At 41.3% G+C, this 19,533-nt stretch carries 19 protein-coding genes; 10 read left to right on the forward strand and 9 right to left on the reverse strand.

Annotated features, from left to right (window positions below; genetic code table 11):
- Window positions 1-62 precede the first annotated feature (62 nt).
- Window positions 63-956 (forward strand): lysophospholipid acyltransferase family protein, encoded by an 894-nt coding sequence (locus NSTC731_RS30740; protein WP_445628250.1) that lies wholly within the window; start codon window positions 63-65, stop codon window positions 954-956.
- 179 nt (window positions 957-1,135) lie between these two features.
- Here NSTC731_RS30740 and NSTC731_RS30745 read toward each other — a convergent pair whose 3' ends face one another.
- Window positions 1,136-2,101: an SGNH/GDSL hydrolase family protein gene (locus NSTC731_RS30745; RefSeq protein ID WP_445628251.1), complete on the reverse strand. Its 966-nt coding sequence runs from the start codon at window positions 2,099-2,101 to the stop codon at window positions 1,136-1,138.
- A 570-nt stretch (window positions 2,102-2,671) separates the two neighbouring features.
- Here NSTC731_RS30745 and NSTC731_RS30750 point away from each other — a divergent pair.
- Together NSTC731_RS30750 and NSTC731_RS30755 are read left to right on the forward strand one after the other, a co-directional pair.
- Window positions 2,672-5,566 carry a glycerol-3-phosphate acyltransferase gene (locus NSTC731_RS30750; protein WP_445628252.1) on the forward strand — a complete coding sequence of 965 codons (2,895 nt, stop codon included), beginning with the start codon at window positions 2,672-2,674 and terminating at the stop codon, window positions 5,564-5,566.
- Window positions 5,563-5,910 (forward strand): cupin domain-containing protein, encoded by a 348-nt coding sequence (locus tag NSTC731_RS30755; RefSeq protein ID WP_445628253.1) that lies wholly within the window; start codon window positions 5,563-5,565, stop codon window positions 5,908-5,910. The genes NSTC731_RS30750 and NSTC731_RS30755 overlap by 4 nt, the downstream gene beginning before the upstream one ends.
- Window positions 5,911-6,177: 267 nt before the next feature.
- Here the strand turns inward: NSTC731_RS30755 and NSTC731_RS30760 are convergent, their stop codons facing one another.
- On the reverse strand, window positions 6,178-6,534 hold the full coding sequence (locus NSTC731_RS30760) for a hypothetical protein (RefSeq protein ID WP_445628254.1): 357 nt from the start codon (window positions 6,532-6,534) through the stop codon (window positions 6,178-6,180).
- 866 nt (window positions 6,535-7,400) lie between these two features.
- Between NSTC731_RS30760 and NSTC731_RS30765 the strand changes: the two genes are divergently transcribed.
- On the forward strand, window positions 7,401-7,763 hold the full coding sequence (locus tag NSTC731_RS30765; protein ID WP_445628255.1) for a ribosomal maturation YjgA family protein: 363 nt from the start codon (window positions 7,401-7,403) through the stop codon (window positions 7,761-7,763).
- Window positions 7,764-8,051: 288 nt separating this feature from the next.
- On the opposite strand, the gene NSTC731_RS30770 is transcribed toward NSTC731_RS30765, so the two are convergent.
- On the reverse strand, window positions 8,052-9,098 hold the full coding sequence (locus NSTC731_RS30770) for a glycosyltransferase family 2 protein (protein ID WP_445628256.1): 1,047 nt from the start codon (window positions 9,096-9,098) through the stop codon (window positions 8,052-8,054).
- 521 nt (window positions 9,099-9,619) lie between these two features.
- Window positions 9,620-11,353, reverse strand: coding sequence for a precorrin-3B C(17)-methyltransferase (gene cobJ / locus NSTC731_RS30775; protein ID WP_445628257.1), 1,734 nt, complete (start codon window positions 11,351-11,353; stop codon window positions 9,620-9,622).
- A 184-nt stretch (window positions 11,354-11,537) separates the two neighbouring features.
- Here cobJ and NSTC731_RS30780 point away from each other — a divergent pair, with 184 nt between their 5' ends.
- A complete protein-coding gene (locus NSTC731_RS30780) occupies window positions 11,538-11,786 on the forward strand; it encodes a helix-turn-helix domain-containing protein (protein WP_099103407.1) in 249 nt (82 codons plus the stop codon).
- Between the two features lie 44 nt (window positions 11,787-11,830).
- Entirely contained in the window at window positions 11,831-12,457 is a 627-nt protein-coding gene (locus NSTC731_RS30785; protein ID WP_445632215.1) for a BglII/BstYI family type II restriction endonuclease, read from the forward strand.
- A gap of 11 nt (window positions 12,458-12,468) precedes the next feature.
- On the opposite strand, the gene NSTC731_RS30790 is transcribed toward NSTC731_RS30785, so the two are convergent.
- Together NSTC731_RS30790 and NSTC731_RS30795 are read right to left on the reverse strand one after the other, a co-directional pair.
- A complete protein-coding gene (locus NSTC731_RS30790; RefSeq protein WP_445628258.1) occupies window positions 12,469-13,578 on the reverse strand; it encodes a DNA-methyltransferase in 1,110 nt (369 codons plus the stop codon).
- 272 nt (window positions 13,579-13,850) lie between these two features.
- Complete coding sequence (locus tag NSTC731_RS30795) at window positions 13,851-14,240, reverse strand: hypothetical protein (protein WP_445628259.1); 390 nt, start codon at window positions 14,238-14,240, stop codon at window positions 13,851-13,853.
- Window positions 14,241-14,468: 228 nt separating this feature from the next.
- Here NSTC731_RS30795 and NSTC731_RS30800 point away from each other — a divergent pair, with 228 nt between their 5' ends.
- The gene (locus NSTC731_RS30800) at window positions 14,469-15,170 is read left to right on the forward strand and encodes a DUF547 domain-containing protein (protein ID WP_445628260.1); all 702 of its coding nucleotides are present in this window, start codon (window positions 14,469-14,471) and stop codon (window positions 15,168-15,170) included.
- On the opposite strand, the gene NSTC731_RS30805 is transcribed toward NSTC731_RS30800, so the two are convergent.
- Together NSTC731_RS30805 and NSTC731_RS30810 are read right to left on the reverse strand one after the other, a co-directional pair.
- Window positions 15,155-15,910, reverse strand: coding sequence for a TIGR04283 family arsenosugar biosynthesis glycosyltransferase (locus NSTC731_RS30805; protein WP_445628261.1), 756 nt, complete (start codon window positions 15,908-15,910; stop codon window positions 15,155-15,157). The genes NSTC731_RS30800 and NSTC731_RS30805 overlap by 16 nt on opposite strands.
- A 244-nt stretch (window positions 15,911-16,154) precedes the next feature.
- Complete coding sequence (locus tag NSTC731_RS30810) at window positions 16,155-16,607, reverse strand: rhodanese-like domain-containing protein (protein WP_445628262.1); 453 nt, start codon at window positions 16,605-16,607, stop codon at window positions 16,155-16,157.
- Window positions 16,608-16,785: 178 nt separating this feature from the next.
- Here NSTC731_RS30810 and NSTC731_RS30815 point away from each other — a divergent pair, with 178 nt between their 5' ends.
- Window positions 16,786-17,673, forward strand: coding sequence for a pirin family protein (locus NSTC731_RS30815; protein WP_445628263.1), 888 nt, complete (start codon window positions 16,786-16,788; stop codon window positions 17,671-17,673).
- A gap of 60 nt (window positions 17,674-17,733) precedes the next feature.
- Here the strand turns inward: NSTC731_RS30815 and NSTC731_RS30820 are convergent, their stop codons facing one another.
- Window positions 17,734-17,931, reverse strand: coding sequence for a hypothetical protein (locus NSTC731_RS30820; RefSeq protein WP_445628264.1), 198 nt, complete (start codon window positions 17,929-17,931; stop codon window positions 17,734-17,736).
- Between the two features lie 110 nt (window positions 17,932-18,041).
- Here NSTC731_RS30820 and NSTC731_RS30825 point away from each other — a divergent pair, with 110 nt between their 5' ends.
- Together NSTC731_RS30825 and NSTC731_RS30830 are read left to right on the forward strand one after the other, a co-directional pair.
- Entirely contained in the window at window positions 18,042-18,542 is a 501-nt protein-coding gene (locus tag NSTC731_RS30825; protein ID WP_445628265.1) for a hypothetical protein, read from the forward strand.
- A gap of 287 nt (window positions 18,543-18,829) precedes the next feature.
- Complete coding sequence (locus tag NSTC731_RS30830; protein WP_445628266.1) at window positions 18,830-19,513, forward strand: methyltransferase family protein; 684 nt, start codon at window positions 18,830-18,832, stop codon at window positions 19,511-19,513.
- Window positions 19,514-19,533: the final 20 nt, after the last annotated feature.

Raw genomic sequence — 19,533 nt, forward strand, 5'->3', positions numbered from 1 at the left:
CATTGAAATTTAGAGTAATTGCAGAGATACTTGCAAGATTAATGGAAGATGAGCGATTAATTATGGAATTTCCAAAACAGGTAGAGAATATTTCTGTCAGCGCTGACAATACTTTAACATCAGAATTCTCGAAAAAGATTCATCACTCATTAACACAGCGAGATCCTCAGTTTATTGAATCATTGATGCCTATATGGTCATGGTTTTACCGTTATTACTTTCAAGTAAAAACTGATGGATGGCATCACATCCCAACAACAGGGAAAGTACTACTGGTTGGCTCTCACAATGGGGGAATGGCTTCTCCAGATTTAATAATGATGATGTACGATTGGTTTTCGAGATTTGGAACCGAGCGTTTGGTGTATGGTCTAATGCACCCTTACGCTTGGAAAGTGAGTCCAGAAATAGCAGGATTAGCTCAGAAATTCGGAGCAATTGTTGCACATCCCAAAATGGCTAGCGCGGCTTTCGATCGAGGTGCTAGCGTTCTGGTATATCCTGGTGGACAATATGATATGTTTCGTCCTCATAGCCAACGTTATAAAATTCATTTTGCCGGTCATCAAGGGTTTGTCAAGCTAGCTTTAAAACAAGAAGTTCCAATTATTCCTGTAATTTCCGTAGGCGCTCATGATAGCTTGATCGTATTATGTGATTGCTATGATTTCGTCAAACAATTGCATCAGTGGGGATTGCCGTGGTTATATGAATTAGACCCTGGTGTTTTCCCAATTTACTTAGGTTTGCCTTGGGGCTTGTCTATTGGCCCTCTGCCAAATATTCCTTTACCTGTGCAAATTCACACTCGTATCTGTCATCCAATTATTTTTGAAAGATATGGTCAAGATGCAGCTAGAGATCGTAACTATGTGAATGCTTGTTATGAAATAGTTCAAAGTCAAATGCAGGAAGAGTTAAATAATTTGGTTAGAGATACTCAGAAATCTAATTAAACCTCGTCTACCTTGAAAACCGTAGTTTTGTAGGTTGGGTGCAGCGATAGCGTAACCTAATATAAATAAGGTGGTAATGTTGGGTTGCGTTTCACTCCACCCAACCTACATAAATATATCTTTTAATATTTTTTAAAAAACTCTAGGTTTCAATATAGATGAGCTTTAAAACACGAATATTAGTGATGAAGTGACTTCTCACCCAGTATTTCCAAAAGCGATCGCTCCATAACTTCACTGACAAATTTATTTCCTTGCAAGTTGAGGTGAATGTGGTCGTGAAACAAACCTTGGGGGTTGGTAGTTGAATTAAAATTCGGTAAAAAGTCTATATAGTTAATTTGCTGTGCTTTGGTAAAATCGCTCAAGCGCTGACGTGCTTTAATTTCGTAATCGCGGGGGCCTGGTTCACCAATTTCTCGTAGTAAAGGAGTCATCACCAGCAGAAATTTGCTGTTGGATTGGCGAGTCAAGGCTTGAATTTTAGCGATCGCTTCCAAATTAATCCCCACGCGATCGCCTGATTCATTTTGCACGGCTTGCAGTTCTGGAATCGGCTTTTGCTTGACGATATAACGCTGCCACACTTCCACTAATGCCAGAGGAGGTTTACGATCTGGATAATTGCGATCGCGTCCTACTGGTAATGAAGTCGGAGGAGTTGCAAACAAATCATCAGTATTAATTAATAACACCACTGCTTGCGCGTTAAAATTGCCAAACTTCTCCAAATAAGCTAATTCATTTCTTGGCCCCCAAGAGTTAGCGGAAGCATTTAGCACTTCTACTTCCTGATAATTACTATTAGTGGATGATGCTAGAGAACGGATCATCAAACTAGATATTGTATTAGTCTGATCTGTCCACCAGCCACCATTAGCAATAGAATCACCTAAGAGGAGAATTCGCAGCCCAGAAGGTGCAGGTATCTTTTTTATCGGACTACCTCGCATAGAATATTCATTAATTTCAATGCGATTCCCAAAACGACGAGTACGTTGGTTAGGAGCCAACAAATAACCAATTTGCTCATCGCCAATATAAATCAGGGGATTACCAAAACCAAACAGCGATCGCAATCCAACCTCAATTACCACAAACAATCCCACAACCACCGCCAAAATTACGCTCAGTGCTATTTTCACCTACTCACACCCTCTGATACTGAGTTGCTTTTCAATGATACTGGGGGATTGGGGATTGGGCATTGGGCATTGGGCATTGGGCAATGTTATTTTCATTGTCCCCTTGTCTCCTTGTCCCCCTTGTCCCCTTATCCCCTTATCCCCACTCCCCACTTCTAAATTTTTAAAGTGAATTTAACATCATCCGCAAATAGAAGGACTACAATCAAAACGGACAAATATTTCATGCTCCAACAACAGAGGATTACAAAGCTGTGTCCGACTTAAATCGCGGAATTATGAAATTTAAGGGTGCAGATTCCCCTAAAGTAGTCACTATCTCTACCGTGTTGCTTCTGGGATCGATCGCTGCTCTCGTAATCTGGGCGCTGCAAGCTGCCTATGCGCTAAACTAAAACCATTAGTAGTCTAGAAGGACACTTGTCTTAAACGGTTTCCGTCTTAGCCAAGTGTCCATTTAGCAACTAATAAATAAACCCCCCTAATAACCATCAAAAATTTCAGAAAAACTTTAGATTTTAGATTTGAGGTTTTAGATGGAAAATTTAAATCTAAAATCCAAAATCCAGAATGTTTGAACCTTGGGGTATCTTAGTTATTTTAATTGTCTGCCCCCTTTTGGGCGGATTACCCCTGATTGCATGGATAACTTACGCCCTCAAACGGAAGCAGTTATCACAAGTTGGTACAGGAAATATTAGTGTATCAGCTGCCTTTTATCATGGGGGTAAAATTGTCGGAATTCTGGCAGTCTTGTCAGAAGCATTTAAAGGAGTTGCGGCAGTCTTACTCACCCGCATTTTCTTCCCAGATGGATCGTCTTGGGAATTGCTTGCCCTAATCGCTCTGGTAATCGGTAGATATTGGATAGGCAGAGGAGCAGGTACGACAAATGTTGTCTGGGGATTTGTCGTACACGATCCACTGGTAGCGATATTTGTATCTTTCTTCGCAGGTATTACTTTTACAATTCTGCAATCAAGAAAGTTAGTCAAATTTGGGGTTTTGCTACTTTTTCCTTTGTTTGTGGCACTTCTGCACTTTAGCGATATTCCCAGAATACTTGCTGCTGTGGCCTTAGCTGGTTTAATGGGCTGGATTTACACCAAAATTGCTGATGATATGAAACTGCCAGCCCAAGAGGCACAAACAGAATCTCTTGCGATGTTGGAGTTTTTACGCGGCGAACGCACAATGGTTTCTCTAGATGAAGAGTTGAATGCTGCCATTGTCGGAGAAAAGGCAGCAACATTATCTCAAATTAAGCGCTGGGGCTATCCAGTGCCGAAAGGATGGGTGCTAGCACCTATCGACAATCCAGAAGGGTTAACAGAATTTCTCCAGCCATCAGAATTATCTCCTTTGGTGGTGCGTTCCTCCGCTATTGGAGAAGACTCAGAATACGCTTCTGCTGCTGGACAGTATGAAACAGTTGTAAATGTTACTAGCCAAGAGGCATTACAAGAAGCGATCGCTCAAGTTCAAGCTTCCTACAATCATCCCTCCGCTGTCCAATATCGACGCGATCGCGGCTTAAATGATACAGCAATGGCTGTGTTGATTCAGCAACAAGTCCAGAGTGTATATTCTGGTGTTGCTTTCAGCCGCGATCCCATTACCCAGCAAGGCGATGCAATCATCATTGAAGCCCTTCCAGGCAGCGCGACGCAAGTCGTTTCGGGAAAAATCACACCAGAACAATATCGCGCTTTTGTCGTTGAAACAGAAAATTCTTACTCTGTACAATTAGAGGGTCAAGGACGAGTCCCGCAATCATTAATTAAGCAAGTTGCTTACCTTACTTACCGACTCGAAAAACGTTATCATGGCACTCCTCAAGATATCGAGTGGAGTTATGATGGGCAAACGCTTTGGGTGTTGCAATCTCGACCAATCACCACTCTGTTGCCCATCTGGACACGCAAAATCGCTGCGGAAGTGATTCCTGGAGTAATTCACCCCTTAACGTGGTCAATCAATCGTCCTTTAACTTGTGGAGTTTGGGGAGAATTTTTTACTTTAGTTTTAGGCGATCGCGCTTTGGGGTTAGATTTCACCAAAACAGCAACTCTGCACTATTCCAGAGCCTACTTTAATGCGTCCCTCTTAGGAGATATTTTTCTCAGAATGGGACTACCGCCGGAAAGTCTGGAATTTTTAACCAGAGGAGCTAAATTAAGTAAACCTTCCTTGCAGTCAACTTGGGAAAATTTGCCAGGACTAGGAAAGTTGCTGAAGCGGGAATTAAGTTTAGAAAAGGACTTCAAGGAAGATTATCACAAACGATTCATTCCTGGGTTGTCGCAGTTGGCGCAGTCAGATATCGATAGCTTGGAACCACCCGCGTTGTTGGCAAGAGTTGATTTTATTCTGGAGTTGCTGCGTTATGGAACGTATTACAGCATTTTAGCTCCCTTGAGTGCCGCTCTGAGACAGGCGATTTTTCGGGTAAAAGATGGGCAAATCGATCATAGCGTCACCCCAGAAGTAGCGGCATTGCGATCGCTCAGTGCGATCGCAACAGATGCCAAGCAGATATTGGTTGAGTTTGAGCCACAGCAAGTATTTGAGCAATTAAAGCAAACCCCCGAAGGAGAAAAGATCCTCCAAGAATTTAACGAATTGCTGCAAGATTACGGCTACTTAAGCGAAGTAGGAACCGATATCTCCGTTCCCACTTGGCGGGAAAATCCCCAAATGATTCAGCAAATGTTTGTGCAGTTAATGCAGGGGAACGAACCACAAGCAGGTGCTAAAGACGCAATTAATAGTATCTTTGCCAGTAAGCGCAAACGCTCTTTTGTGCAACGCCGCGTGGATATCAAAGGACGAGTCACCGAAGTTTATTCCCGGCTTTTAGCTGAATTGCGTTGGAGTTTTGTGGCTTTAGAGAAAATTTGGTTAGAGTCTGGTTTACTTAGGCAAACAGGCGATATCTTTTTTCTCAATTTTGATGAAGTGCGGCGTTTAATTGGAGATGAAGATTCCAGCTTAATCGAACAGTTAAATGAGTTAGTGGAATTTAGGCGATCGCAATTCCTGCAAGATAGCGAGATTATTCAAGTACCTGTTTTAGTCTACGGCAATACACCTCCTCACCCCTTAGCTCCCTCTGAACTCTACTCTGACCAAATTTTACAAGGTATTGGAGCCAGTCACGGGCAAGCCGAAGGTAGGGTGAAAGTGTTGCGAAATTTACAAGAAGTCCCAGAAGTCGATCGAGATACGATTCTGGTAGTACCTTATACAGATTCCGGCTGGGCACCATTATTATTAAGGGCTGGAGGATTAATTGCCGAAGCTGGAGGAAGACTTTCTCACGGTGCGATCGTTGCTCGTGAGTATGGAATTCCCGCCGTCATGGATGTTCGCGGTGCTACATGGATCTTGCAAGATGGTCAACGAGTCAGGATTGATGGGTCTAGGGGTATTGTGGAATTATCTAACGATTTAAGACCCGAATGATTACCACTTCCCTGAAAGACTTGCCTGAAGAATCGGTTTCTCACAATGCCGAAATCAAGAAAAAAGTGATGTTACGCTTCGGCGATTTACCTCACCTAACTAACTTTTCTCAAGCACGTTTTGCTCCTGGACAAACCGCACCAGCACACGCGCATCAAGATATGTGCGAGGTATTCTTTGTAGAAGCTGGTTCAGGAGTAATTCACATTGATGATACAGAATACCCCTTGCTTCCGGGAAACTGCGTAGCCATTGAACCGGGAGAAGTACACGAAGTTGTCAATAGTGGCTCAACCGAACTTGTTTTGACATACTTTGGTTTGCGAGTCGAAAAATCGAGCTAATCATTAGACCTCTTGGCATTTGTGCCTTTTGCAAGAGGTCGGGAAATGGGGAAAGGTGAAAGGGGAAAGGGGAAAGGTTTTGAATACATCCTTTCCCCTTTACTCCTTATCCTTTCCCCAGACCACAAGGAAAGTGAAAAATGCTTATCCGAACCGTATTGACCCCTCTTGGACACGGAGAGGAAAGTCAAAACCCTAATTTCTCGTTGCTCATCCCTTTCGCCGTGGGAGAGGGAGGCTGTCCGGGAGAGGTTCATCGAACTCACGTTAATATACCAAGGGTGTCGCCCCGCGCATCTGACGCAAAGAATTTATACAAGCAGGACAATCACAACCAAATAAGTCGATTGCCACATTGCTTTCTTCATCATTAAACTCCAGCATGGGAGCATCTTCTTGAGAAAACTCTATTTCACGTTGATAGTTAGGAATTTGAGCCAATACAGAAGCCCTGGCACATACTAAACCCACTTTATGTTTATTGCGTATACAAGATAGACGATCTGTGCTTTTGACTCCTGGTTCTGGCTCCATAGCTTGTGCGTGATTCAGCATTACTCCCATAGAGAGAAGAGAGCTAATCAGCACTGGAGAAGAAAGCAAACTCAGTATGAATTTGTTCATTGGTTTTCTTGAAAAACAATCTCGATTGCTCAGATTATCCGATTAAATCTTACAGTGCAAGTAAATGTGTATCAGGAATAGCCCAAAATTCAGATGTAAAGACAATACTTTTCGGTTAAAGGGGAAAGGGAAAAGGTTTGAATTTACCTTTATCCCTTACCCCGATGTTGGATTTTTTGGCGTTAGGGGCTGACAAATAAAAAAATATACAACTTTTCTTGTAAGGTGGGCGTCTCGCCATTGGTGTCAAATTAACGTGAAACCGAACGTCCGCTAGGGATTAAAATCCCTGTCTCATAGCAAAAGTCCTCACTCAGAGGACTGAAGATTACAGTCCATTTTAATGGACTTGGGTTATTAGACTGCCGTTTTAACGGTGGGCGGACGCTTCAGTCAAAGTAGAAGTTGCTACAAGCTGCGCAAAACACGGAAACGCGAAGGCAGAAGCTCTTACAGGCTGCGCGAAACACCGAAACGTGAAGGCAGAAGCTCTTACAGGCTGCGCGAAACACCGAAACGTGAAGGCAGAAGCTCTTACAGAGAAGACGGAAGTTGTTACAGGCTGCGCGAAACACCGAAACGTGAAGACAGAAGCTCTTACAGAGAAGACGAAAGTTGCTACAGGCTGCGCGAAACACAAAAGTGTTAAAGCAGAAGTTGCTAAAGGGAAGGCAAAACAGAGAAGTTTATTGTTATACGAGGACTTTAATACTCAAAATAAGGGCTAGAGCCGCTTACTACAAACTACAAATCCGATTTTTCTGTGACACTTGCGTAAGTCCTATAATAGGATTTTCAACAGACTTTATCAAAAATTAAAGAGGTTGATAGTCAAAGTAGGTATTTTTTGAGCGCTATTGATTGCCATGTTTATCTTCAATAAAAAATATTTTTATCTCACACTTTTACTATTTTTAATAGAGGTATGTATTGCAGTTTTTATAAATGATAGTTTTATTCGTCCTTTTATCGGTGATGTTTTAGTAGTTATATTAATTTATTGCTTTGTCAAAGCTTTTTGGAATATACATTCATCCATAGTCGCTTTATCAGTTTTTGCCTTTGCTTGTGCAATCGAGATTCTGCAATATTTTAATTTTGTAAATAATTTAGGATTACACAAATACAAGGTTTTGGCTGTTGCTTTGGGAAGTGTATTTGATTGGAAAGATATTATTGCTTATGCAATAGGTATCATAATAGTCCTATGGTTGGAAAATAGAACATGATTACTCGATCGAGTATTTTGCGGCGTTCAATAGGGGGAGTAAATTCACGAAAAATATTCTAAATTCCATCATATCTATCTCCAATACAAGTCAGTATAAGAGCTATGATTTGGCTGTTAACCCAATTAGATTACAAGATTATTTTCTTGGAATGAGGCTGCGTAGGCGCAGCCCGCCGTAGGCATCGCAACCAAGTTGTGAAGACGTACAGCTTTATCATCTTTCCAATCACAGGGTTGTCCGATTACTCACTTCTCTCATATTTTTATAACAATATTTTGGTTTTACTTATTTATTATTTTTGGGAGAATATAAACTGGGATGCATTAGTTTTCTTCGTTTTACTTGAAGATTATAAGGCATTTCAAAAACTAATTTATTACCCATCACATAGTATTGAAATCGACGTTTGATAATATCGTTAAATCTAGAAAGAAAATCATAAAAAATGATCGGATTTTTTCGGAATTCTCTCAACGCTAATAACCAATTTCCTTGTTTGAGAGGCAATAAAACTTGATTGTAAGCTAAATTTTTGTTATAAACTGCAAGATTATAAGACAGAGCACGCATTAAAGCTAGATTTTTTTTCACAACTTTTTGCTGCATGAAAGAATAAGTAGCTATGCAAGATTGATTTAGACGTTTTAATCGGCTTTCACGTACAAGAGAAGAAGTGCGTGAACGGTAGAAATAATAGGCTTCTGGCACTAGAAAAAAGCGAGCGCCATTAATTAAGCATTTCATGTCAAGCCAAAAGTCCTCAGCTATGCTTAGGGTTTCATCGTACTCAATGCTGTGTTTAACCAAAAATTCTCGTTTGAACATAGGCTTACTTAAACCAAGATGTAGCCCTGGTTTTCCATAGACATCTGTCTCTACGAAATAAACGATATCAATTTGGAGAATTTTATCTATATGTTCTCCACTTTCTTGAATCAATGTACTCCAAGGAGATGTTGCACCATCTTTGATAAAATAAACATCGTCTGCAATCATATCTGCATTTGCTTGTTCTGCCAGCAACACAAGCTTTTCTAATCTTTCATGAGCATACCAGTCATCTGAATCCAGAACAGCAATCCATTCTCCTTGGGCTGCTTTGATAGCAAGATTACGCGCAGCAGAAACCCCAAGGTTTTGTGGATTAACTATCACTTTGAGACGTTCATCGGTAAAACTCTTGGCAACTTCTACAGTTTTATCAGTTGACCCATCATCGACAACGATAACTTCAAGTTCAGCGAGTGTTTGATTTAAGACTGACTCTATTGCCTCCTTAATATAAACTTCAGTATTGTAGGCAGGGATAATTACAGAGACTTTAGGATTCATCAAACTAAACTCCTGACTAATCGCTATATGTTTAGATTAGAATGTTAAAATTCCAATGAAAATTTGTTGAAGTAAAAATTCAGAAGTCAAAATCAAGACACTTAAGGATTCCTTAGCGTTAGCGTTAGCGTCACTGCAAGAGAAGCCTTTGGTAGAGAAGGAGCTTCGCTCTCAATCGGGAACTTAGACCCATTAATGAATTCTTATATCACCAAATTTTCTTGTTTTGTGAGGTTCTTAAAGCTGATGATTTCTTTGCTAATTGTCCAGAATTCAGAATAAATTATGAATTTTGAGAAATGTATTTTGTTTGATAATAATTTATTTTTTCATAGCGTAATCATCAATGATTTTTACTTATTTATATTCCAGATAAGTGAGACTTATTGGAATTTTTGTTTGTATGAACTACATACACGAGTTGTATAGTAGCACAACTGTGACTGCTGTTGTAAAAATTCAAAATTTTGATGATGTACCAGTTGCTGTTGCACGTTTTTGGGAACTTTTATGCATGTTCCTCAGATTTTCTTGTGTGTATAGCGACGCGGCGTATAAACCCAGATATTACCATCACGGCGCTTGATAGTTCGGGTTTTTGTGGAACCAACGAGAATAATTGTCCGCATATCAGCGCTTGCTGGCGTTAACTGCTCAAGTGCGATCGCTTTTACCGTTTGTCCTGGGCGGCCGAGATTCCGGGCCAATACTACTGGTGTATCTGGTGTTCGATGTCGCAGCAAAATATTTCTCGCTTCTGCCAGTTGCCAAGTACGCTCTTTGGAAACAGGATTGTAGAAAGCAATAACGAAATCAGCCTCAGCAGCAGCCGTAATTCGTTGGGCGATCGCAGACCAAGGTTTCAAGATATCAGAAAGGGAAATAGCACAGAAGTCATGCCCAAGGGGCGCACCAATGGCTGCTGCTGCTGCCTGCATTGCAGAGATGCCTGGGGCCACATGAATGTCGATACTGTCCCATTCGGGTTTAGCATAGCGATCGCATACCTCAAAAACCGCTGTTGCCATTGCATAGATACCGGGATCGCCAGATGAAACTACAGCTACATATCGCCCAGATGCAGCCAAATCAAGGGCCATCTTGGCTCGTGCTTCTTCTTCGCGGTTGTCAGATTCATGCCGTTGCTTGCCATCAGCCAGAGAACCAATTAAATCTAAATAAGTTTTATAACCCACTAGGTCAGTTGCCGACTTGAGTATCTCCTTCACTTCGGGAGACATCCACGGCGAACCACCAGGGCCCGTGCCAATAATCGCTAACCGTCCGCGTGGCTGACCGATGGTATTGGGGTCAATTACTTGAGGGGCAATAGCGATCGCAATGTTAGCAGAAGGAGAAGATAAAGGGGATGTACCTGTGGCGGCGATCGCTGCGGCTTGGGCGGGGCTATAACCTTGTGAAAGTAGACTTTCTAGCTGATTTGGGGTAAAAAAGCGGGTGGGCACTTTCAAGGCGCTAGCTACGGCGTGGATTGCGGGATCGACTGCGGCGGTGATGGGTGCAAATATCCCGGCGACTGATGCTTTTTCTAGTTTGGCATCAGCTAGTAGCTGTGGTACTAAAGCTACTGCATCATCAATCATGCCACTAATTGCGATCGCGATCGTTGCTGGATGGTAGACAAGGCAGTTGGCTGTAGGAGCCACCAAATGTTCTGTAACTTGGATGGTCAAATCTCCCTTGGGATCTATCGGTAATTTACTATCGCTTAACCAAGGTGCTATTCCTTCGAGATTAACTTGCGCCCCAGCTAGCACATCTGAAATAAATTTCTTCGCATCGTCTGGGTTTGCTAAATGGTATCCAGGGGGAGGAGATAACAGCGTTGTGCCTAAACGCAAATCGCCTGTGGTCGTAATTGCTGGTTTGACATCAAAGGCTTCGGCAATGCGACGCGCTAAATCGTTTACTCCACCAAGTCCGCCCAAAAGAGGGACAACAGCACTACCATCTTCAGCCACAGCTAGCACTGGTGGTTCCTGTCGTTTATCCGAGATTACTGGAGCTAACGTCCTAATTAAAATGCCGGCAGCACAAATGCCAATCAACGGCCTTCCCTGCACAAATAACTCGCGCAGCGTCTCGCCAAAATTCGTAAAGCTAATATCAACCCCAGATGTGCGACCCTCTAAACCGTATAGCGTTGCCCCTGGTAGGACAGTGATTATTTTGCGTGCTACTGTCACGCTATTTTGACCTAGTATTAAAATGGCGGGTGCAACATTCATTATCATAAGTAGATATCTTGCAAAATTTGATATCCTTCAAATGAAACCACAGATTTAGTCATATAGTAGCTTTTTTAAACCTATTTTGGGTTTATCCCATATTAGGTTTTAGAATTTAACAGAGTTTAGCAATATCTACTAACTTTTATCGAGATCGAACAAACCATCGCCAGAAAAAAGGCGAGCTAAGGTGCCTAAATCAGTTTTCAGTGAAGATTACAATCGGTTTCGCCAGTTACTTATAGAAGCTCGGAAAGCTGCCAAGCTTACTCAAACAGAGTTGTCAGCCAAGCTAGAGCTTCCACAATCTTATGTATCAAAGTATGAACGTGGAGAACGTCGTCTTGACGTGATTGAATTTTTACAAGTTGCCCAAGTTCTGGAAATCGATCCGCTTGCTTTTATTAAAGAACTGTTGAAATACCAAAAGGAGACATAATAATCATTATTCAGTATGTTGACTTTAACGCAGCAGATACAATCATTAATACCCAATACCAGAACGAATGGCATGAGATTAGTAATACTCTTACTAGAATGCCTTTGCACATCAAGGCTTCAGATCAAGCTGGAATTCAGGGTAATACAATATTTGATCCAGTAGGTACGAACGAATATATTAAAGCTGCTTTTATTCATGATGGTTGGCAATCAAATATTTTCATTCCAGCACCTTATAAATTTTTAGGTACAGATGTTGATTTGGCCAAATCTGGCATCATCATTGAAATTCAATTTTCTCACTATGCCTATTTACTCAATAACACTTTGCGTTCAGAATTGTTTTTCAAAGCTAAAACTGAATTTGTTGGATACCCGACTAATTTGGTAATTATAGTAACAAAGGCTCTGATGTTTCCTGCTTCTAATAGCACTCTTTATTACGAGCAAGCTCTTAATCAGTTAAAAGCTTTGACTAAATACCAAGTTTTTGATGTACCAATCAGATTGGTTGGATTATTTGAACAACAAAATACAATAGTACCCATCATCTGGACTGAGTATTCATCTAAAAGATATTCTAGAACTGTGAATACTAGAGTTAGTCGCCAATGCCAAATCATTGCTGGACGTTCAGCCCGTAGTCGTTGTCTGCTTCGCTTATTGTAATAATTTCTCTATTAACTCCATAATCTCAGTTCAGTTTGTTCTACTTCTTCTATTTTTTTTAATATTGGATTTTGCAAAGAGGTCTTTTGACCGTTACCATTAAGCTTTGGATCTATTGGAATCTCTTCACCTCTTAGATTAGCTGCAAAAGCAGATTCTTCATAGATTAATCTATCTTCCATTTCTTGCAAGTGATACTCTTCTGGAGAAATTTTTGCTTTGCTGCGTTCTGAAGCTTTATTTCCTACTTGCACATCAAATTTAAATTTATCAATAGATTGACCAGTTTTTTCAACATAATCGCGTAATGTTTTTAAATTTGGAAAACAACCATTTTTATCTGGATTACCACTGAGACGACGCAACGCAACTTGATGATACTTTGGTTCAATTTCTGAGCCGATAAAATGGCGTTCATGGTTTCTGGCAACCACTGCCGCAGTACCAGATCCCATAAATGGATCTAGAACAAGATCATTTTTGTTAGTTGTAGCTAAGATAATTCTAGCTACCAAGTCTTCTGGAAATTGACAGGGATGTATAGTTTGTTCTTCATGGTTGTGTTTCACATTCCGAAATAGCCAAATATCACCAGGATTTTTTCCGTCTGGATTGCATGAAAGTTCCCCCTTCCGATTTCCCCGATAATGTTTCTTATTTTGATACTTTTGGGGAACTCTAATAGCATCTAGATTAAATTTATAGTTATCTGATTTAGTAAACCAAAGAATAGTTTCATGTCTACAAGAAAACTTTTTTTGGGCATGAAGACCATGTTGCCTAGCCCATATAATCCGGTTGCGAGGAATTAATCTGCATGACTCTAAAATCGGAAAAAAGCGAATATCCAAAGGAATTAGCATTCCTCGGTCAGAAAAAGCACCAACTTGCCAAAATAGCGAACCTGTATTTTTGAGAATCCGGCTACACTCAAGCAGAACGGCTGTTTGTTCTGCCAAATAAATCTCAAGAGCCTGTCTTGATTCGTATTCTTTGCCTAGATTATAAGGTGGAGAAGATATAACTAAGTCAACACATTCATCTGGCAGATTACTCAGCAGTTGTAAGCTATCCTCTAAGAGAATCTGGTCTAAGGGTAGATTCTCTCTATTAATCTTCATTACGATACCTACCTCGCAAGTAATACTAGGCTTTTGTCATCATAACCTATTTTAGGTTATTAGCAAATTATTAAGAAAAATATCAATAATAAGTAGAGTATAGTAGCATACTTCCTTTAGGGCTTTACCTTGCTACCGTAGACATACCAAAAGGCGATGTAAAGGCGATCGCACTCCTAATTCTCTCAAAAAAGTGCGATCGCTTATTAAATTAGAGATTGGGACTCCAACCAAATATCTAAAGAATTTCTTTCCCAATCCCCAATCCCAACTCAATTAGCTTTACGTTCTTTCAGCACTTGATCTAGCAAGTCTCTAGCAGGTTGTGCTTTAGCCAACGCTACTTGATGGTCATTATAAGCACGAACAAGGCGAGAAAGACCGCTCACACCTGTCTTGAGTTGCTCCAGTTCTTCACCAGCAACTAGTTCTCCATCAAGCATCCGCCCAATCAACGGTTTGATATCGCCCACTTCCTGCCGGACTTTTTGGAGCTTTTCTAGAGAACTCAGTAAGGTTTTTAGTGAGTTCAATATGTCATCAATATCCTGGGCATCCTCCACTGGTTCAGGCGGATTTTCAATTGCGATCGTATTTTTGTCTGAAGCTGTAGGCAATTCCTCTACAGACGTTTCACTTGTAACCCCGTTTGACCGTGCCATCAACGCTTCCTCAAGGAATTTTTCTCAGTGTATCGCTGATTTCAAGTTGCCAAAGATAGTATTGTTATAATTCGTTAAATAAATACTTGTACAAATTCAACTCTACGTTGCGATCGCGAAACCAAAAAATTCTTTTAGCTTTAAATTGGGGCTATTTCATTCTATTTTGAGGATTTAATTGGTATAGGTATAAGTAAAAACAACGGACAACATATAAACACAGCAATAATGATTGATTTTGAACCTTGGGACAGGTTGTTGCGTCAGTATGTCGATCGCCAAGGTCGTGTAAACTATATTGCTTGGAAAACTGAGCAACCTGAAGCGATCGCAGATTGGTTGTCGAGTCAAAAAAATCTGGCTTTTACATCTAATAGCAACACTTCTGAGCAATTGGCATTGTGGATCAACCTTTACAATGCGTTCACCATTTCGACAATTTTAGAAAGATACCCGCTTGAATCAATTCGTCCGCGCATCTTAGGCATTCCCAACTGGTTGGCTTTTTTGTGGTTCTTCCAACGTCGTGCTTATTATATATTTGACAAGCATTACAGTTTAGCCCAAATAGAGAACCAAATTCTGCGGAATCAATTGCAGGAGCCACGAATTCATTTTGCAATTGTCTGCGCTTCGGTTGGTTGCCCGTTACTGCGGGCTGGAGCTTATTTTCCTCAACAAGTTACTCAGCAGTTAGATGAAGATACCCGTCGCTTTATTAACAATCCTGAAAAAGTCCGTTATGACTCAGATAGTAAAACGCTCTACTGTAGCAAAATCTTTAAATGGTATCGTCAAGATTTTCTTAAGGTCAAATCCTCTATTCCAGAATATATCCGCTCCTACCTAGAAATAGACCTGCCAATAAATGCCTCAACGCCGATTTCCTATCTCTACTATGACTGGAGTCTGAATCAGCGAATATCTTGATAAAATTGTTTGAGATAATTTGCATCAACGCCAATGCCCCACAAAAAACCGATATAAAGGTAGATTGCGTTTGCTTTCCAGCTACCCCATTTTGCGACGCGGCGATCGGAAGAGTGAACAATGCGGTTCACTAGATAAATACGTCCTTTTTTAACCAATCTCAGGCATAAATCTCCATCTTCCATAATCGGTAATGCTTCATCAAATCCGCCGCAATCCCAAAAGTCAGTGCGACGACAAAACATTACCTGATCTCCGAACAACAGGCGCAATCCTCGAAAAAACAGGTGAGGCTTAAATAGCAGTGGTGCATAGAAGGTTTTTAAATAATTATGTAGAGAGATGCCCCAGCGAGTCGTTTGAGATCCACTCATCAGAGAAATGAACCCCCCACAGGCAATGGTTGACTCTGCTAGAGTTTGCTCGATTACAGCGATTAGGTCATCCGGCACCCAAGTATCTGCATGAAGAAAGCAAAGAATATCTCCAGTTGCAGCCGATGCTCCGTAATTCATCTGAATAGAACGCCCACGTCGCTCAGATGAAATAACTTGTACGCCTAGCGACTGATTGAATGACCTAAAGCATTGTTTTGCAACTGCCACTGTCTCATCATCACTGCCACCATCTACTACTATCACTTCAAAAGCAGGCGGATTAAGTAAAGTCAATTGCCGCAATGTCCGCTCTAAGCTAACTGCTTCGTTTAAAGTAGGAATGACAATCGAAACTTGAGACATGCAGTATAAGTAGTTTTATCGTTGCTTTTATTCTACTTGCTTAATGTTGACAAGCTGTTAGAGGATGTTTGAAAAGTCCTCTTGTTGCTAGCAAAAGGTTCTAGATCCCCCTAAATCCCCCTTAAAAAGGGGGACTTTAATTCTGGTTCCCCCCTTAAAAAGGGGGGTTAGGGGGGATCAACAAGTGCCTAAAATCACAGCTAACTACTTTTCAAAGAACCTCTTAGTCCAAAGGTCAACACTTCTAAGCATGGTAAGTAGCTTTTAGCAGTTTTCCCCAGATTGCATTGTAAGGATGTACAACCTTTGTTGGATGACCATTTTGAAAGATCGGCCTGCCTTCGTTTGCCCACTGAAAAATTCCACCACTCAAGTTATAAATGCACTTAATCCCGGCTTCATCCAGTTTTTGGGCTAATTTTGCGCTCCGGTAGCCAACAGCACAGTACACAACAATTGGTCTATCTTGGGAAACTGTTGCAACTGCTGTTAAGTCATCTGTGAGAGGATCTATGCGTACTGCTGTTTCGATATGGCTTACTGCATACTCAGCTTGACTCCGTGCATCTAGTAATAATGGACGGGGTTTTGCAGAATCTAATAGTAATTGAGCTAATTGGTTACAATTAATTTCCTCAATAGTAGGAAACTGAAATCCAATCAGAAGTTTAAGAAAGTTAAATGTGAGCGATCGCACTTGTCAAAAGACTCTCTGGTTGAGAAACAATACTGACGGGGGCTATGTTTAATGTTTAAATACTTAATCGGAAAAACTCAAGTCTACAAAACAAACAGATAACTTATCAAGATTAGCCGATTTCCAAGTAAATATACTTATAATAATTACAGCATTTACTAATCACCTGCGATGATTTATGGCAATTCTTCAACTGATTGAACCTGAAGTTAAAAATCTGGGTGGTTTTTCTGCCCGCCGCAGTTTGCCATATCCTAATCGCCAAACGGTTGGGCCGTTTATTTTTTTCGATCATCTTGGCCCGTCCATTATGCCCCCCAATCAAGGCATCGATGTCCGACCACATCCTCATATTAATCTGGCAACGGTAACTTATTTATTTGATGGTGCTTTGATGCATCGCGATAGTTTGGGTACTGTACAGGAAATCCAACCAGGTGCAGTTAACTGGATGACGGCGGGAAAAGGGATTGTCCATTCAGAACGCTCGCCTGACTTTGACCGTCGCCAAGAAGCTACTATTCATGGCATTCAAACCTGGGTTGCCCTGCCTGTTGAACACGAAGAAACCGAGCCAACTTTCATTCACTATCCGGCTGAAATCCTTCCCACCTGGGAAGAGAATGGCGTTATCATCAAACTTATTGCTGGGCAAGCATTTGGCTACACCTCACCAGTGAAAGTTCTCTCACCTATTCTCTATTTAGATGCGGTGTTGTCTGCTAACACCCACTTTACTATCCCTACAGATTATTCACAAAGGGCAGTATATAGTGTCACAGAGGGATTGAGGATTAATGATGAACCGATGGAGCAATATCGTCTCGCTATTCTAGAGCCAGGCGATCGGGTTGAAGTTTCTGCTACAACTGCTGCTCGATGTATTGTTATTGGCGGTGAGCCGTTAGGTACACGCTACAAATGGTGGAATTTTGTCTCTAGCCGACCAGAGCGAATAGAGCAAGCTAAAGCTGATTGGCGCGACTCTCGTTTTGCTAGCGTGCCAGATGAAACAGAGTTTATTCCACTGCCAGAAGTGGTGACAGAAGCTAATCCTTTTTCATAAGTGTGTCACACTTGGACATTTACTATCTTGCTTTAAAATGGCCGATTTTAACCCAAGTTGCTAGTTACTCTTATGGGCGATCGCTTTGAGATAGTTACAGCTATTTTCAAGTAAAAGACCATACAGTAGGGGCGCAAGACCTTGCGCTTCTACAACAGATGTGGTTTCAATACTTGTCGGGTTTTGGGGAAAAGGCAAAGAAAAAAGCTTTAACCTTTCCCCTTTAACCTTTTCCCCTTTCCCCAATTCTGAGTTCAAAATCCAAAACCTGAGTAGTATTGACAGTTATACCACTTGATAGGTGTATAGAGTTTCATCTGCATATTATATGGTGAAACATGGTAGCAACTGCTGTGAGGCAAAGCCAAATGACACTTATACAATTGTGGCGATTTATCACAATGATGCTGGCTTCCTTCAGTCTAGGCTTGTCTATGGCTCATTTGCTAGAACTACCGCGAAGAATACAATTTGACCAACAACTCTGGGTAAAAGTGACCGTTTTTGAAAATGTTTATCGGTATTTTGGCTCAGTTGGCGCCGCATTTGAAATTGGCTCAGTTCTAGCAGCAATTGTGTTGGCGTTCCTCGTCCGTAAACGTGGCTCAACATTTTATTGGACGTTAGTAGGAGCGATTTTTTTAGTGCTGGCTCTTGTGAGTTGGGTAATATTTGTAGCCCCCATGAACGCGGAATTTGCAACGTGGCTGACTAATCGCGTCCCGTCAAACTGGACGCGATATCGTAACCAATGGGAGTATACACATGCAGTCAATGCCTTGCTCAAAATAATTGGCTTCAGTTCGCTAGTAATTTCTGTGCTGGTTGAAACAGCAAAACGAAAGATTGTTCATTCTAATCACTTGTAAGAAAGTTCAAGTTGGTGATTATTTTAGATAGCACTTGCAAGTTAACCTCACAAATCAAGGAGATAGCCCAATAGGGTTCGGATAAGCATTTTGAACTCAGAATAGGGTTTGGGGAAAAGGGAAATGGGTTTGCGGTTAAAGGTTTTTAATTCCCCTTTAACCGAACCGTATTGGGAAATAGCCCACTAGCTCGGGCATTGCTAGAATCACTTGTAGGTGACTGTAGCGATCGCAAATCCAATTGCTAAAAATAGAAAGTAAAAGCCTAGCCATTAGGTAAATCAGAGATGTTTATTTTAAAGGTACTGATCGCAATTGTTTGGAACATTGCTATCTTTGGTGGTTTACTATTCTTGCCAGCAGGAACATTCGACTGGTGGCGTGCTTGGTTATTCCTCGGCGTTGTCGAAATTGCGACGATCGCCACGATGATTGGTGTTTTCCGAGAGAATCAAGACTTGCTCGATGAACGGTTCAAGCCTCCTATCCAAAAGGAACAACCACTTACCGACAAGATTATCACCAGTTTGTTGCTGATCGCGTTCCTCGGTTTGGTTGCCTTCATTCCTTTAGATGTGTTTCGATTTCAGCTGCTGGTGAAGCCAGGAGCGATCGCTTCGGCTGTGGGATTGATCTTTTTTATTGCAGGTTGGTGGATTATCTCTGCTTCCTTCAAAGCTAATACATTCGCGATCCCTGTGGTGAAGCATCAGGTAGATAGGCAACAAACGGTCATCGATACGGGAGTCTATAGCATTGTACGGCATCCGATGTATGCAGGGGTAACTCTGGACATGATTGGGATGTCTCTGTGGCTGGAGTCTTACGCTGCGGCATTGCTAGCGATCGTTCCCATTAGTTTACTAGTTGTGCGGATTGCCTTTGAAGAACAATTTTTGAAGCAAGAACTCAAGGACTACGACGCTTACACCGAAAAAGTTCGATACAGGCTGTTACCGTACCTCTGGTAACTCAGAATTTAAGGTGCATC

The organism is Nostoc sp. DSM 114167, assembly GCF_052692655.1.